We start from the raw sequence: 13,350 nt of genomic DNA, 5'->3' as shown, positions 1-13,350 counted from the left end.
GTACGGCTGCTTAGTCGCCCGTTTTTGTCGGTGGTGCCCTGCATGATGCGGCTTGTGATCGTGCAGGGTTCCGGCGACCTGTTGGACGCCGACGTCGAGGCGCTCGTCAACGCGGTGAACTGCGTCGGGGTGATGGGCAAGGGGTTGGCGCTGCAGTTCAAGCAGCGCTATCCGGCTTACTTCGAGGCGTACGCGGCTGCCTGTGCGGCCGGCGAGGTGCGGCTCGGGCGGGTGCACGTGGTCTCGCTGGAGCGGTGCTTCATCAGCTTTCCGACCAAGGGGCACTTCCGGTCGCGGTCCCGGCTGTCCGATGTGGCGGCGGGGTTGGACGACCTCGCTCGGGTGATCGGGGAGCTCGGGTTGCGGTCGGTGGCGGTGCCGCCGCTCGGGGCCGGGTTGGGCAGGCTCTCGTGGAGCGACGTCGAGCCGTTGATCGTGGAGAAGCTCGGGGCACTGGACGCGACCGTCGTGGTCCACAGCCCGGAGAATGCCACGCGACTTGGCTTGTAATGCCCGGTCGGTCGGCTCCGATCAAGGGCGTGCACCGCCACCGAGATCTGGAGCCGCAGTGACCTCGCCCGACTGGAAGGCCGAGTACGAGAAGGTTCGTCCGCGGTACGTGGAGTACGCGAACAGCCTGCGCGGCCTCGTGGAGACGATCATCCGGAAGAAGGTCGACGTCGTCCAGGTCGACCGTCGGGCCAAGACGGTGGAGAGCTTCGCCGAGAAGATCGGCCGCAAGGCGGGCAAGTACGCCGATCCGTTGAAGGAGATGACCGACCTGGTCGGCATCCGGGTGATCGCGTACTACGTCGAGGACGTGGACCAGATCGTCGAGCTGCTGCGCGCGCAGTTCGACGTGCTGGAGGAGCACTCGGCCAACAAGCAGGACGCACTCGCCCCCGACCAGTTCGGGTATGCCTCGAACCACCTCGTGATCCGCCTGGGCGAAAGCCGACGCGGCTTGCCGGAGTGGGAGTTGTACTCGGATGTCGCGGTCGAGATTCAAGTGCGGACAACGCTCCAGCACGCCTGGGCGTCGGTCGACCACAAGCTGAGCTACAAGCGGATCGAAGAGGTCCCAGCATCGCTGAAGCGCCAGCTGTTCAGGCTCAGCGCGTTGTTCGAGATGGCGGACGAGCAATTCTCCGCGATCAGGAACTCGACTCGACAGTTGTCGCATGAGTACACGGACAACGTGAAGCGGGGAGACCTGGAGATCCGGATCGACGCTGACTCAATCGACGCGTACATCCGCAACAGCCCCAGGGTGGCATTGATCGTGCACGCAGCAGCTGCATCAGGCGTCGAAGTGAGCATGGACAGCTCCGAGTCCTCCCGCAGCAACCTGATTCTGCTCGCCGGTCACCTGGGTGCCGTGACGATCGAAGAGTTCGACCGCCTGCTCCCGGATGAGGTCGCGACCGTCCGCAAGGCTTTGATCGTCATGAAAGAGGTCGCACAAATCGATGACCCGTGGTTCACCACTGTGTACCTCTTCCTCACGGACATCTGCCTGGTCCTGCATCCGGTGACCAGAGAGTTCTTCGACTCCACGTTCACCGGATGGGACACGCTCGTTGAGGAGAAGGCCAGGATGGGGAGCCAGGGCTAGACCTGGCTCCCCCCACCGACAGCGTCAGCCGTTGAGCACGGCGCGCGACATCACGACGCGCTGGATCTGGTTCGTGCCCTCGTAGATCTGCGTGATCTTCGCGTCCCGCATCATCCGCTCGACCGGGAAGTCCCGCGTGTACCCGGCGCCACCGAACAGCTGCACCGCGTCGGTGGTCACCTCCATGGCCACGTCGGAGGCGAAGCACTTGGCGGCGGCGGTGATGAAGCCGATGTTCGGCTCCCCGCGCTCCGCCTTCGCGGCGGCGACGTAGACCATGTGGCGGGCCGCCTCGATCTTCATCGCCATGTCGGCCAGCATGAACTGGACGCCCTGGAAGTCCGAAATGGACTTGCCGAACTGCTTGCGGTCCTTGACGTACGCGACCGCGGCTTCGAGGGCACCCTGCGCGATGCCCACGGCCTGGGCGCCGATCGTCGGACGCGTGTGGTCCAACGTGCGAAGAGCCGTCTTCAGGCCCGCGCCCGGTTCGCCGATGATCCGGTTCTCCGGGATCGTGCAGTTCTCGAAGTAGATCTCGCGGGTCGGCGAGCCCTTGATGCCGAGCTTGCGCTCCTTCGGGCCCACCGAGAAGCCCGGGTCGTCCTTGTGCACGACGAACGCCGAGATGCCCGCGGACTTCTTGGCCGCCTGGGGGTCCGTCACGGCCATGACGGTGTACCAGGTGGACTCGCCGGCGTTGGTGATCCAGCACTTGGTGCCGTTGAGCACCCAGTTCGAGCCGTCCTGGACGGCGCGGGTGCGCATCGACGCGGTGTCGGAGCCCGCCTCGCGCTCGGACAGGGCGTAGGAGGCCATGGCCTCGCCCGAGGCGATGGACGGCATGACGAGCTGCTTCAGCTCGTCGGAGGCCGAGAGGAGGATCGGCATCGTGCCGAGCTTGTTCACGGCCGGGATCAGCGAGGAGGACGCGCAGACGCGCGCCACCTCCTCGATGACGATGCAGGTCGCGACCGAGTCCGCGCCCTGGCCGTCGTAGTCCTCGGGCACGTGGACGGCTGCGAAGCCCGCCTTGACCAGGGCGTTGTGGGCCTCTACCGGGAAGCGCTCGTTCTCGTCGACCTCGGCCGCGTACGGCTTGATCTCCTTCTCGGCGAGCGAGCGGACGGCCTCTCGCAGCGCCTCGTGCTCCTCGGCGAGCTGATAGGTGCCGAAGCTCGGGTTCACCTTGTTACCTCCCAGTAGCGAGTACTCGGCACGATGTTAGCGCCCGTTCACGTCGGGCGCTGCTGTGCTGTTGAGCACTCAGAGGGACTTCTGCAGCGTCGCGTCCTTGTCTAGTACGAGCTGCTCGAGTTCTGCCTGGAAGCGGGCGATGCGTTCCTGCAGGGCCGGGTCGGAGGCGGCCAGGATGCGGACGGCCATCAGGCCGGCGTTGCGGGCGCCGCCGATGGCCATGGTCGCGACCGGGATGCCCGCGGGCATCTGCACGATCGAGAGCAGGGAGTCCATGCCGTCGAGGTACTTCAGCGGCACGGGGACGCCGATCACCGGGAGCACGGTGGCGGAGGCGACCATGCCGGGCAGGTGGGCGGCGCCGCCGGCGCCGGCGATGATCGCGCGCAGGCCTCGGGACGCTGCGGTGTTCGCGTAGTCGATCATGCGTTGCACGGTGCGGTGCGCGGAGACGACGCTGACCTCGTACTCGACACCGAACTCGGCGAGGGCTTCGGCGGCCGCCTTCATCACCGGCCAGTCCGAGTCGCTGCCCATGATCACGCCAACCTGAGTCACTCCGCGCTCCCGTGAATGTCGAATCCGTCTGACCAAACGCCCGTGGACAGCCAGTCGGCGGCGAGCCGCGCGCGCTGGCGGACCTCGGACATGTCGTTGCCGAGGAACGTCACGTGCCCGACCTTGCGGCCCGGCCGTTCCTCCTTGCCGTAGAGGTGCACGTGCGCGTCCGGGAACCGGGCGAACAGGTGGTGCACGCGCTCGTCGGGGCCCATCGCGGGCGGTTCGGTGGCGCCGAGGACGTTCGCCATCACGACGGCCGGCGCCATCAGGTCCGTGCGGCCGAGCGGGTAGTCCAGGACGGCGCGCAGGTGCTGCTCGAACTGCGAGGTGCGGGCGCCCTCGATCGACCAGTGGCCCGAGTTGTGCGGACGCATCGCGAGCTCGTTCACGACCACGCCGTCGGCGGTCTCGAACAGCTCGACGGCCAGCACGCCGACGACTCCCAGCGCGTCGGCGACCTTCAGGGCCAGCTCCTGGGCCTCCGCGCCGTCGAGCGACGGGGCGGGCGCGAGCACCTCGACGCAGATGCCGTCGGACTGCACGGTCTCGACGACCGGCCACGCCGCGCCCTGCCCGAACGGCGAGCGCGCCACGACGGCGGCCAGCTCGCGGCGCATCGGCACGCACTGCTCGACCATCAACGGCGTCCCGGCCTCCAGCAGCTCGGGCACGACCCGCTCGGCGCTCTGCGGGGTGTTCAGCATCCACACGCCGCGGCCGTCGTAGCCGCCGCGGATCGCCTTCAGCACGCACGGCCAGCCGTTCTCCGCGCCGAACTTCAGCACGTCGCGGACGTCGTGCACCTCGGCGAACGGCGGCACCGGCAGCCCCAGCTCGGCCAGCCGCACGCGCATCTTCAGCTTGTCCTGCGCGTACTGCAGCGCGTCCGGGCCGGGGTGCACCTTCACGCCCTCGGCGACCAGCGCGCGCAGGTGGTCGCCCGGCACGTGCTCGTGGTCAAACGTGACCACCTCGCAGCCCTTGGCGAACGCGCGCAGCGCGTCCAGGTCGGTGTGCGTGCCGAGCACGACGTCGCGCGCGACGAGGGCGGCGGGGTCGTTCTCGGAGACTGCGAGCACGCGCAGCGACTGCCCGAGGGGGATCGCGGCCTGGTGCGTCATGCGGGCGAGCTGCCCGCCGCCGATCATTCCGACGACGGGGAGACGGGTACGAGAGTCCACGGTTCAGGCATTCTACCTGCGGCTTCACCGGTGCTCACCACCAGCACCGGCGGAGCGGCCCCACCCCCAGCGGGGCCGTCCGGCCGGGCTGCGCGCTACCCCTCGGTACGGGAGGCGGTGGTCGCGGGCGGGCTCTGCTCACCGGGAGCGGGCTCCGCCGGGGAATCCGCGGGCTCGGCGCCGGGTGAGGAGTCGGGTGAGGAGTCGGGCTGGTCGACCACCACCTCGGGCCCGGACTCGGAGACGATCACGACCTCGCCCTGCCGCGCGGCGTCCACGTCGGGCTCCTGCCCCGGGTCCGACGTGTCGTCCGGCACCGGCGAGCCGAGCCGGCGGTGTGAACGCGAGGGCTTCCACCCGCCGCCGTTGCGCATGAGGCGGAACACCAACGCGAACACGCCCGCCGCGATCAGCGCGCACAGCACGAACTCGATGATCTGGAACGCCGTCATGCGCTCGACCGGCTGGTACTCGACGTACGTACCGATGGCCGCCCTCGCGTTGCGCATGCAGGTGTTCTCGTTGATGCCCGTCTGGCACCGGGCCAGCACGTCCACCGGCTCCAGGTCCTCGCCGACGAAGCCGCGCCCGAGCTCCAGACTCCGGTACGGCACCTGCGCGGTGGCCTCCCAGCGCGCGATCGAGCGCTCCGGCGGGAGGTAGTGGTCGCGCAGCGCCATGGACAGGAACATCCGCGTGAGCGTGAAGAACACAAGTGTCCCGGCGATGGCCGTCAGCACGTGGCGGGTCAACAGACCGAGAAGCGTGCCCAGAGAGAGGCCCAACAACGCGTACCCGACCTGCACGAGAGAGTTGGCCTCGAACCCGGCCCACGTGTCCTGAGACCCGGTGAAGCCGTCGCCGTTGCCGACCAGCGCGGCCAGCACGACGGCCACGCCGCCGAGGACGATCAGCTTGCCGCGCAACCACTCCGCGGGCGTGACGTCCTGGCCCCAGGCCACGAAGTACGTGCGCTCCTCAAGCTCGCGGGCGATCAGCGGCGCGCCCAGGGTCATGCCGATCAGCGCGCCGAACGCGAGCTGCACCATGAGCGCGTAGAACCCGGCGATCGGCATCATGCTCTTGACCGCGTCGCCCGCCTCCGTGGTCGCGAGACCGTAGACGGCGAGCAGGGCGACGACCGAGACGCTGACGATCGCCCAGCGGTGCTGGCGCCAGGTCAGCCAGACGAGTGATTCCAGCTTCACAGCGCACGCTCCAGGTGTGCCACGACGAGCTCCTCCAGCGTCACGTACCGCGCGGACCACGGTTCGTCGATCCGCGCACCGCCCGACCGCACCAGGTACGACGACTGCGACCGGCCGTGCTTCGCCAGCACCACGCGCCCTTCCACGGGCGAGCTCGACGAGTGCGGACCGGTGTAGAGGACGTGCTGCTCCAGCAGCTCGTCCGTGTCACCGTCCATGATCAGCCGCCCGTCGGCCAGCAGCAGCAGGCGGTCGGCCACGCCGCTGATCTCGGCCACGACGTGCGTGGAGAAGACCAGCGTCATGCCGTTGTCGCTGACCTCGGTCAGCAGCTCGCTCATCACCTTGCGGCGGGCGAGCGGGTCGAGCTCGGCCAGCGGTTCGTCCAGCATCAGCACGTCCGGGCGTGATCCCAGCGCCAGCGCGAGCGTCACGTGCGTGCGCTGGCCGCCCGACAGGTCCTCGATCTGGAGCTTGCGCGGGATCCGGAACCGGTTGAGCCACTGCTCGGCGCGCTGCGCGTCCCAGACGGCGTTCATGCGACGGCCGAACTCCAGCACGTCCTTGACCTTGAACGACTTGTACATCGGCTTGTGCTGCGGCACGTACGCCACGCGACCCGCGATCGACGAGTGACCCGACGCCGGGAGCAGGTGCCCGGCCAGCACGTTGAGCAGCGTCGACTTGCCAGAGCCGTTGGCCCCGACCATCGCCGTGACGCTGCCCGGCGGCAGCTCGAAGGAGACGTCGCGCAACGCCCATTTCGACACTCCGGCCGCAATAACGCTCATTGCGTTCCCCCACTCAGCACCTCGCGCATCAGCGCGTTGACGTCCTCGTCCTCCAACCCGGCGGAGCGTGCCTCCGCGACCCACGCGGCGAGCTTGGCGCGCAACGGGTCCAGGTCCTCGGGGGCGGCGGACCCCAAGGAGGCCTTGACGAAGGTGCCGGAGCCCTGACGGGCTTCGACGAGGCCGGCGAGCTCGAGCTCGCGGTAGGCCTTGAGCACGGTGTTCGCGTTCACGCCGCTCGTGGCGACGACGTCGCGGACCGTCGGCAGGCGATCGCCCGGCTGCAACCAGCCGAGCCGCAAAGCCTCCCTGACCTGCTGTCCGAGCTGCAGGTACGCGGGATAGCCACTACCGCGGTCAACGTGGAACTCGACCACGCACGCTCCCCAGATTGTTCTAGTGAACTAGGACAATAGAACACTTCTGAGTGTGTTGGGAAGCGACCCCGGTGGGGACACGGGGAGGCCGCTGGGCGCGGGACAGGGGGTTCAGCGCCCGAGCGAGGTGAGGAGCGCACGCGCCTCGGCGTGCGTGTCCGGCAGCTGCTCGACCCAGACCTTCGCGGGGCCGACCGGCCGGACGTGGGGGTCGTCGGCGAGCCGGTCGGCCGCCAGGACCCGCAGGTTCGAGACTCTTCGGGCAAGGAGTTCGTCGCGACGTACGAGCACCGCGGCCACGCACGGGCCGAGGGTCGCCAACGTCTCCCCACCGTCGAAAACCGTGCGCAACGCATCGGACGCGAGCGTCATCGCGACGACACGGGACCACCCGGACGCACGGTGCACATCGAGTCGCAAGAGCACGAGGGCGTAGTCGAGAGAGGCGACCGGTGTCTCCCGGTACACCTCACCCAGCCGTGTGCGCAGGTACGCGGCCGTCGCCAGCCCGGTCAGAGGATCTTCGGCCGCGCAGTCGCCGGCCTGCTTCGTCACCACGTCCGCCCATCCCAGCGCTGTCATGCGCAGCATCTGCGAAGGGAGCGCGTCGACGTCCGGCGCCACGGCGTGCGACTGGTCGGTCAGCACGGCGTGCAGCGCGGCGAGGTCCATCAGCGTCTCGCTCAGGCCCGCTCCGGCCTCGGCGCGGGCGCGGCCCAGCCGGACCAGCGCGTCGCCGGGGTCGGCGTCCTCCAGCATCGCCGCGCACACCTCGTCGACCTCGGCGAGCGGCCAGTCTGCGGGGAACGCCCAGCCGGCAGCCATGGTGGCGGTCCGCCACCTCGACTTCAGCAGGCGTTCCGCTTGTGCGACACCCACCCGGTCTCCCTTCAGTTCGCCCGATTCCAGGTGGGAGACGCGCCCGTCGCCGATTCGTGACGCAACCCGCGCGGGGGATTCAGATGACTGCGCCAGCCGCCGTAAGTCACACTGAGCGCCGCGTGGGAGGGAAACAAAGACTGTGGCGATCGTTCCTGCAGACGTCCAGGGGCCCAGCGACGCGGAACTCATCGAGTCCGTGCGCGGCGGGACCATCGACGCCTACGGCCAGTTGTACGAACGCCACGTCTCGGCGGCCTACAACCTCGCCCGCCAGTTGGCGCGCTCGCAGGCCGAGGCCGACGACCTCGTGTCCGAGGCGTTCGCGAAGGTGCTGGACACGCTCCGCGCCGGCCGCGGCCCCGACTCGGCGTTCCGCGCGTACCTGCTCACGGCCCTGCGCCACACCGCGTACGACAAGACCCGCCGCGACAAGAAGGTCGACCTCACCGAGGACATGACCGACGTCGCGCCGCCGGTGGCGTTCAGCGACACGGCCGTGGCGGGGCTGGAGAAGTCCATGGCGGCCCGCGCGTTCGCCGCCCTGCCCGAGCGCTGGCAGATGGTGCTCTGGCACACCGAGATCGAGGGCCAGTCGCCCGCCGAGGTCGCCCCGCTGCTCGGGCTGACGGCCAACGGCGTGTCCGCGCTCGCCTACCGCGCGCGCGAAGGCCTCAAGCAGCAGTACCTGCAGATGCACCTGGCCGACACCGACGCGGAACGCTGCCGCGCGACCGTCGACCGGCTCGGCGCGTGGACCCGCGGCGGCCTGTCCAAGCGCGAGGCCACCCAGGTCGAGACGCACCTCGACGAGTGCGGCCGGTGCCGGGCGCTCGCCGCCGAGCTCGCGGACGTCAACGGCTCGCTGCGGATCTTCGTCGCCCCGCTGGTGCTCGGCGTCGGCGCCGCGACCTACCTGGTGGCGGTCGGCACGACCACGGCCGTCGTCGGCGCGGGAGCGGCCGCGGGTGGCGCGGGCGCCGTCGGTGCCGCGATCCCCCGCCAGCTCGTCACGGTCGGTGGTTCGGCGGCCGCCGTGGCCGCGGCCGTGGTGATCGCGCTGGCGGCGAGCGGCGGCGAGCAGCAGACCCCGGTCGTGCAGGCCGAGGCCCCGCCCAGCCAGACGCAGGTCCAGCCGCCGCCCCGGCCGGTCCCGCCCGCCCCGGTCCCGCCCGCTCCCTCGCCCACGACCGAGCCGCCGCCGGCCACGACGACGGAGCCGCCTCCCTCGGAACCGCCGGCACCGCCCGCTCCCCCGGCCGAGGAACCCCCGGCTCCGGAACCGCCCGCCCCCGCGCCGCCGTCGCTCACGCCGACCACGCCGAGCGGGTACACGCTGACGCCGGGCGAGGAGCCCAAGGACTTCCCGATCACCGTGCGCAACACCGGCGGCACCACCGCGCCGCCCGCGAGCATGGTGCTGAACCTGCCGCCGGGCGTCGTGTCGACCGGCGGTCCCGCGGGCTTCGCCGGTGCGCGGCTGCTGCAGCCGGACGGCTCGGCCGACCAGACGGTGAACTGCCCCGCCGGCACCGGCACGATCACCTGCGTGACGCCGCAGGGCATCGCGCCGGGCGGGCAGGCGACGTTCCACTTCCGGCTGCGCGCCACCGACTCCGCCGTGCCCGGCACGATCACCGGTGTCATCAGCGCGGGCACGTCGGTCTCGGTGAACATCAGCGTCGAGGTCAACGTCCCGCCGGTGAACGACGACCTCGAGCTGTCCGTGAAGACGTGGCACGACGTGTGGTGGCACAACCCGCGCGCCGATGTCTCGGTGCGCAACACCGGTCCGCGCGCGGGCACTCTCAAGCTCGACATCACCTCGACCAGGGACCTCGTCGTCTTCGCGCCGTACCGCCAGTGCCGGCAGGTGGACAAGCGGTCGATCCGCTGCGTCTCCGACCTGGACAAGGGCGACCGGTTCCGGATGTCCTTCTGGGCGTTCGGGCGCCACGGCGGCGACGTCACGGTGACGGCCGCGCTCGGCAACGCGACCAAGTCCGTGACCGTGCCGATGAAGGGCTGGCCGGAGCACCCGCCGGGCGAGGAACCGCCGAACCCGCCGACGACGACCACCACGGTCCCGCCGACGACCACGACGACGAAGCCCACCGAGCCCACGAAGCCGACGCGGCCGACGGACCCCACGAAGCCGACCGGACCGACCGAGCCGACCGGACCGACGCAGCCCACGGGGCCGACCGAGCCGACGGGACCGACGGAGCCCTCGACACCGGAGATCCCGCCGTCGACCACCCCGCCGTCGCCGCCTCCGTCGACCACGCCGCCGCGCAACGAGGAGCCGTGCGAACCGCCGACCGGCCTCGTGCCGGGGCTGCTCGGCCCGATCCTGGGCTGGCCGGACTGCGAACCGCCGCGGAGTTGATCAAAAGTTGATCTTCGATCGTCACGGAACGTGCAGGTCAGAACGCTCTGTGTCGCGGTATGTAACACCCGGAGGCGGGCACCGTTATCTAGATCCGTAAGCTGGCGCGGTGCTGCCAGTCGTTCGCCGTGCCATGAGCCGGTTGCCGGAACCAGTCCAGTTCCTGTTGCACAAGCACCGCGAGCTGATCAGGTTCGCGCTGGTCGGCGGCACGACGTTCCTCATCGACAACGGCGTCTGGTACGCGCTGAAGCTCACCGTCCTGACCGACAAGGTCGTCACGGCGAAGGTCATCGGCGTGCTGGTGGCGATCATCGCCTCGTACGTCCTGTCGCGCGAGTGGTCGTTCCACACCCGCGGCGGCCGCGAACGCCACCACGAGGCCGCGCTGTTCTTCCTGGTCAGCGGCCTGGGCGTGGCGATCAACATCGTCCCGCTGTGGCTGTCGCGGCACCTGTTCGGCCTGCAGGCCCCGTTCGTCTCCGTGCTCACCGAGGAGATCGCGGACTTCGTGTCGGGCTCGATCATCGGCATGCTGCTCGCCACGGGCTTCAAGTTCTGGGCGATGCGCCGCTGGGTCTTCCCGGACGCGGGCGCGCGCCCGGACCGCCGCGTTCACCCGATCTCCGTAGACTCGCCCCGTGTCCCTAGGCGAAACAGTGATCTCGCGGTTTCCGGAGCCGATCCGGTCGATCGCGCTGAAGCATCGTGAACTAGTCAAGTTCGCCCTGGTCGGGGGCACCTGCTTCGTGATCGACACGGTCCTGTTCTTCGGGATCAAGACCGTGGTCCTGCCGAACAACCCGGTGACGGCGAAGATCATCGCGACCCTGGTCGCCACGATCGTGTCGTACATCCTGAACCGGGAGTGGTCGTTCCGCACCCGCGGCGGCCGCGAGCGGCACCACGAGGCACTGCTGTTCTTCCTGGTCAACGGCATCGGCATCGTGCTGAACTCCGCACCGCTGTGGGTGTCGCGGTACGCGTTCCACCTGCAGGAGCCGCACGTGTCGCGGCTCACCGAGGAGATCTCGGACTTCCTGAGCGCGCAGATCGTCGGCACGCTCATCGCGATGGCGTTCCGCTGGTACGGCTACAAGAACTGGGTCTTCCCGGAGGAGAACGTCCGCGGCGCCGGCCGGACGATCGAGGACGAGAAGGAGTTGGGGCACTCCTAACGAGGGGTGCTCGGCGTCTTCCAGGACACGCCCACCACGTCCTGGGCCTTCGGCTTCGGCAGGAACACCGCGAACGTCGCCGGACGCGCGGTCGAGAGCTCCAGCCTGCCGCCGTCCGCGTCCACCAGCGCCCTGGCGAGCGCGAGCCCCACACCCGTGGAGCCGCCGCCGGAGACGCCGCGCTCGAAGATGTGCGCGGCCAGTTCGTCCGGCACACCCGCTCCCCCGTCGCTGACCTCTACGACGACGGTGCCTTCCTCGCTGCGTGCGGTGACCACGACCGGTCCCTCGCCATGGCGCAGTGCGTTGTCCAGCAGCACACCGATGGCCTCACGCAGACGAGCCGGAGTCGCGCGGGCCAGCAAGCCCTCGGGAACGCGGACGCGCAACGACCTGCCCTGGCTGCGGACCTGCTCGCGCCACTCGTCGGCGATCACGGTCAGCGCGGGCCGCAGCTCCAGCGGTTCGGCGCCGACGGCACGGGCCGCACGGGCGGCGGCGAGCAGTTCGTCCAGCACGGCGGCGAGGCGTTCGGCCTGCTCCAACGCGGCGCGGGCCTCGGCGGCGGTGTCGGGTTCCGGGTGCTCGGCCAGCGCCTCCAGCCGCAGTTGCAGGGCCGTGAGGCGGCTGCGCAGCTGGTGGGAGACGTCGCCGACGAGCTCGCGTTCGCGCTGCACCAAGCGGGCCAGCGCCGTCGCGGAGGTGTCGAGGGCGTCGGAGACCGCGTCGAGCTCCTGGATGTTGTAGCGCTGCTCGTCGGCGCGGAAGTCGCCGGCGCCGAGCCGGGACGCGCGGGCGGCCACGTGGCCCAGCGGTTTGGCAAGCGTTTGCGCCGTCACCAGGGCGACGATCGTGCCGGTGCCGACGGAGACCGCGAGGAGCAGCAGCACCAAGCCCGCGACCTGGGCCTGCTGGGTGTGCATCGGGCCGGACGGGATCTCCAGCCGGACGGAGCCCTCCTGGGCTATCGGCAGTTCGACGGTCAGCGGGTTGTCGCCCGGCGAGGGGCCGGTGACCTTGGTGGAGCCTCCCGAGACGACCGTCAGGCGGCCCTCCGCCGGGATGGCGACGCGGACCTCCTCGATGTCGATGACCTGCTGCTTGGCGAGCTGGTCGTCGAGCCTCGTGGCGATCCGCTGGGCCTGCTCGGTGAGGCTGCCGCGGGCGGTGTCCTCGACGAGGGTCAGCGCCGAGTAGCCGAGCGGCAGGCCCAGCACGAACCCCGTGACGGCGACGGCGAGCAGGATCGCCCGCAGGATGCGGCGGCGCACTAGTCGGCGTTGAAGCGGAAACCGCGGCCGCGCACGGTCGCGATGCGCTTCTCGGAGGAGTTCGGGGTGCCGTCGCTGAGCTTCCGGCGCAGCCACGACATGTGCATGTCGAGCGTCTTGCTGCCCTTGAGGTCCGGGTCGTTCCAGACCTCGGACAGGATCTCGTCGCGGCTCACGACCTGGCCCGCGCGCTGGATCAGCACCTTGAGGAGCTCGAACTCCTTGTTCGCCAGCTGGATCTCGCCGCCGTCGACCGTGACGCGGCGGGCGGCCAGGTCGACGCGCACGCCGTTGACCTCCAGCGTGCCCGGCGCGCGGCGGCGCAGCAGTGCCCGGATGCGCGCCATCAGCTCGGCCAGCCGGAACGGCTTGGCGACGTAGTCGTCCGCGCCCGCGTCGAGCCCGACCACGAAGTCGACCTCGTCGGCCCTCGCGGTGAGCATCAGCACGGGCACGCTCCTGCCGCTCTGCCGCAGCCGGCGGCACACCTCCAGGCCGTCCATGCCGGGCAGGCCGAGGTCCAGCACCAGGAGGTCGACTCCCCCGGCGATGGCGGCCTCGAAGGCGCTCGGCCCGTCGCCGACGACCTGAACCGAATACCCCTCCCGCGTCAACGCGCGGGAGAGGGGTTCCGCGATGGCCGGGTCGTCCTCGGCCAGCAACACCACGCTCACGGACCCCAGCGTATTCGTGGAACGATCGC

General features: G+C 70.3%; 14 protein-coding genes. 5 read left to right on the top strand and 9 right to left on the bottom strand.

Going from position 1 to position 13,350, the window contains the following annotated elements:
- Positions 1 to 42 precede the first annotated feature (42 nt).
- The gene (locus tag ABZX02_RS24335; RefSeq protein ID WP_355300879.1) at positions 43 to 510 is read left to right on the top strand and encodes a macro domain-containing protein; all 468 of its coding nucleotides are present in this window, start codon (positions 43 to 45) and stop codon (positions 508 to 510) included.
- Between the two features lie 58 nt (positions 511 to 568).
- A complete protein-coding gene (locus tag ABZX02_RS24330) occupies positions 569 to 1,615 on the top strand; it encodes a hypothetical protein (RefSeq protein ID WP_355300877.1) in 1,047 nt (348 codons plus the stop codon).
- A gap of 24 nt (positions 1,616 to 1,639) precedes the next feature.
- Here the strand turns inward: ABZX02_RS24330 and ABZX02_RS24325 are convergent, their stop codons facing one another.
- The 7 genes from ABZX02_RS24325 to ABZX02_RS24295 form a co-directional block, all read right to left on the bottom strand.
- The gene (locus tag ABZX02_RS24325) at positions 1,640 to 2,803 is read right to left on the bottom strand and encodes an acyl-CoA dehydrogenase family protein (protein ID WP_355300875.1); all 1,164 of its coding nucleotides are present in this window, start codon (positions 2,801 to 2,803) and stop codon (positions 1,640 to 1,642) included.
- Between the two features lie 78 nt (positions 2,804 to 2,881).
- Positions 2,882 to 3,370, bottom strand: a complete 489-nt coding sequence (purE, locus tag ABZX02_RS24320) for a 5-(carboxyamino)imidazole ribonucleotide mutase (RefSeq protein ID WP_355300873.1) — start codon at positions 3,368 to 3,370, stop codon at positions 2,882 to 2,884.
- Positions 3,367 to 4,554: a 5-(carboxyamino)imidazole ribonucleotide synthase gene (locus ABZX02_RS24315; RefSeq protein WP_355300871.1), complete on the bottom strand. Its 1,188-nt coding sequence runs from the start codon at positions 4,552 to 4,554 to the stop codon at positions 3,367 to 3,369. The genes purE and ABZX02_RS24315 overlap by 4 nt, the downstream gene beginning before the upstream one ends.
- Before the next feature lie 95 nt (positions 4,555 to 4,649).
- On the bottom strand, positions 4,650 to 5,762 hold the full coding sequence (locus ABZX02_RS24310) for a hypothetical protein (RefSeq protein WP_355300869.1): 1,113 nt from the start codon (positions 5,760 to 5,762) through the stop codon (positions 4,650 to 4,652).
- Complete coding sequence (locus tag ABZX02_RS24305; RefSeq protein ID WP_355300867.1) at positions 5,759 to 6,532, bottom strand: ABC transporter ATP-binding protein; 774 nt, start codon at positions 6,530 to 6,532, stop codon at positions 5,759 to 5,761. Before ABZX02_RS24305 ends, ABZX02_RS24310 begins: the two co-directional genes overlap by 4 nt.
- Positions 6,533 to 6,549: 17 nt before the next feature.
- On the bottom strand, positions 6,550 to 6,930 hold the full coding sequence (locus tag ABZX02_RS24300; RefSeq protein ID WP_355300865.1) for a GntR family transcriptional regulator: 381 nt from the start codon (positions 6,928 to 6,930) through the stop codon (positions 6,550 to 6,552).
- Positions 6,931 to 7,041: 111 nt separating this feature from the next.
- On the bottom strand, positions 7,042 to 7,809 hold the full coding sequence (locus ABZX02_RS24295; protein WP_355300863.1) for a GGDEF domain-containing protein: 768 nt from the start codon (positions 7,807 to 7,809) through the stop codon (positions 7,042 to 7,044).
- Between the two features lie 142 nt (positions 7,810 to 7,951).
- On the opposite strand from ABZX02_RS24295, the gene ABZX02_RS24290 reads away from it, so the two are divergent.
- The 3 genes from ABZX02_RS24290 to ABZX02_RS24280 all read left to right on the top strand — a co-directional run bounded on the left by ABZX02_RS24290 (position 7,952) and on the right by ABZX02_RS24280 (position 11,376).
- Complete coding sequence (locus tag ABZX02_RS24290; RefSeq protein WP_355300861.1) at positions 7,952 to 10,198, top strand: sigma-70 family RNA polymerase sigma factor; 2,247 nt, start codon at positions 7,952 to 7,954, stop codon at positions 10,196 to 10,198.
- A 133-nt stretch (positions 10,199 to 10,331) separates the two neighbouring features.
- Positions 10,332 to 10,910, top strand: coding sequence for a GtrA family protein (locus ABZX02_RS24285; protein ID WP_355301068.1), 579 nt, complete (start codon positions 10,332 to 10,334; stop codon positions 10,908 to 10,910).
- Positions 10,840 to 11,376 carry a GtrA family protein gene (locus ABZX02_RS24280; protein ID WP_355300860.1) on the top strand — a complete coding sequence of 179 codons (537 nt, stop codon included), beginning with the start codon at positions 10,840 to 10,842 and terminating at the stop codon, positions 11,374 to 11,376. Before ABZX02_RS24285 ends, ABZX02_RS24280 begins: the two co-directional genes overlap by 71 nt.
- On the opposite strand, the gene ABZX02_RS24275 is transcribed toward ABZX02_RS24280, so the two are convergent.
- Positions 11,373 to 12,647: an ATP-binding protein gene (locus ABZX02_RS24275; protein WP_355300858.1), complete on the bottom strand. Its 1,275-nt coding sequence runs from the start codon at positions 12,645 to 12,647 to the stop codon at positions 11,373 to 11,375. The genes ABZX02_RS24280 and ABZX02_RS24275 overlap by 4 nt on opposite strands.
- Positions 12,647 to 13,321, bottom strand: coding sequence for a response regulator transcription factor (locus tag ABZX02_RS24270; RefSeq protein ID WP_355300856.1), 675 nt, complete (start codon positions 13,319 to 13,321; stop codon positions 12,647 to 12,649). Before ABZX02_RS24270 ends, ABZX02_RS24275 begins: the two co-directional genes overlap by 1 nt.
- Positions 13,322 to 13,350: the final 29 nt, after the last annotated feature.

It is taken from the genome of Lentzea sp. NPDC003310 (genome assembly GCF_040610935.1).
Lineage (GTDB): Bacteria > Actinomycetota > Actinomycetes > Mycobacteriales > Pseudonocardiaceae > Lentzea.
The sequence above is the reverse complement of the archived record's forward strand: the minus strand, read 5'-3'. Positions and strand labels throughout refer to the sequence as shown.

What these genes read in the sequence shown, in the direction of transcription:
- ABZX02_RS24285 (WP_355301068.1), top strand. Translation starts at nt 10,332, where the DNA reads ATGAGCCGGTTGCCGGAACCAGTCCAGTTCCTGTTGCACAAGCACCGC.
- ABZX02_RS24335 (WP_355300879.1), top strand. Translation starts at nt 43, where the DNA reads ATGATGCGGCTTGTGATCGTGCAGGGTTCCGGCGACCTGTTGGACGCC.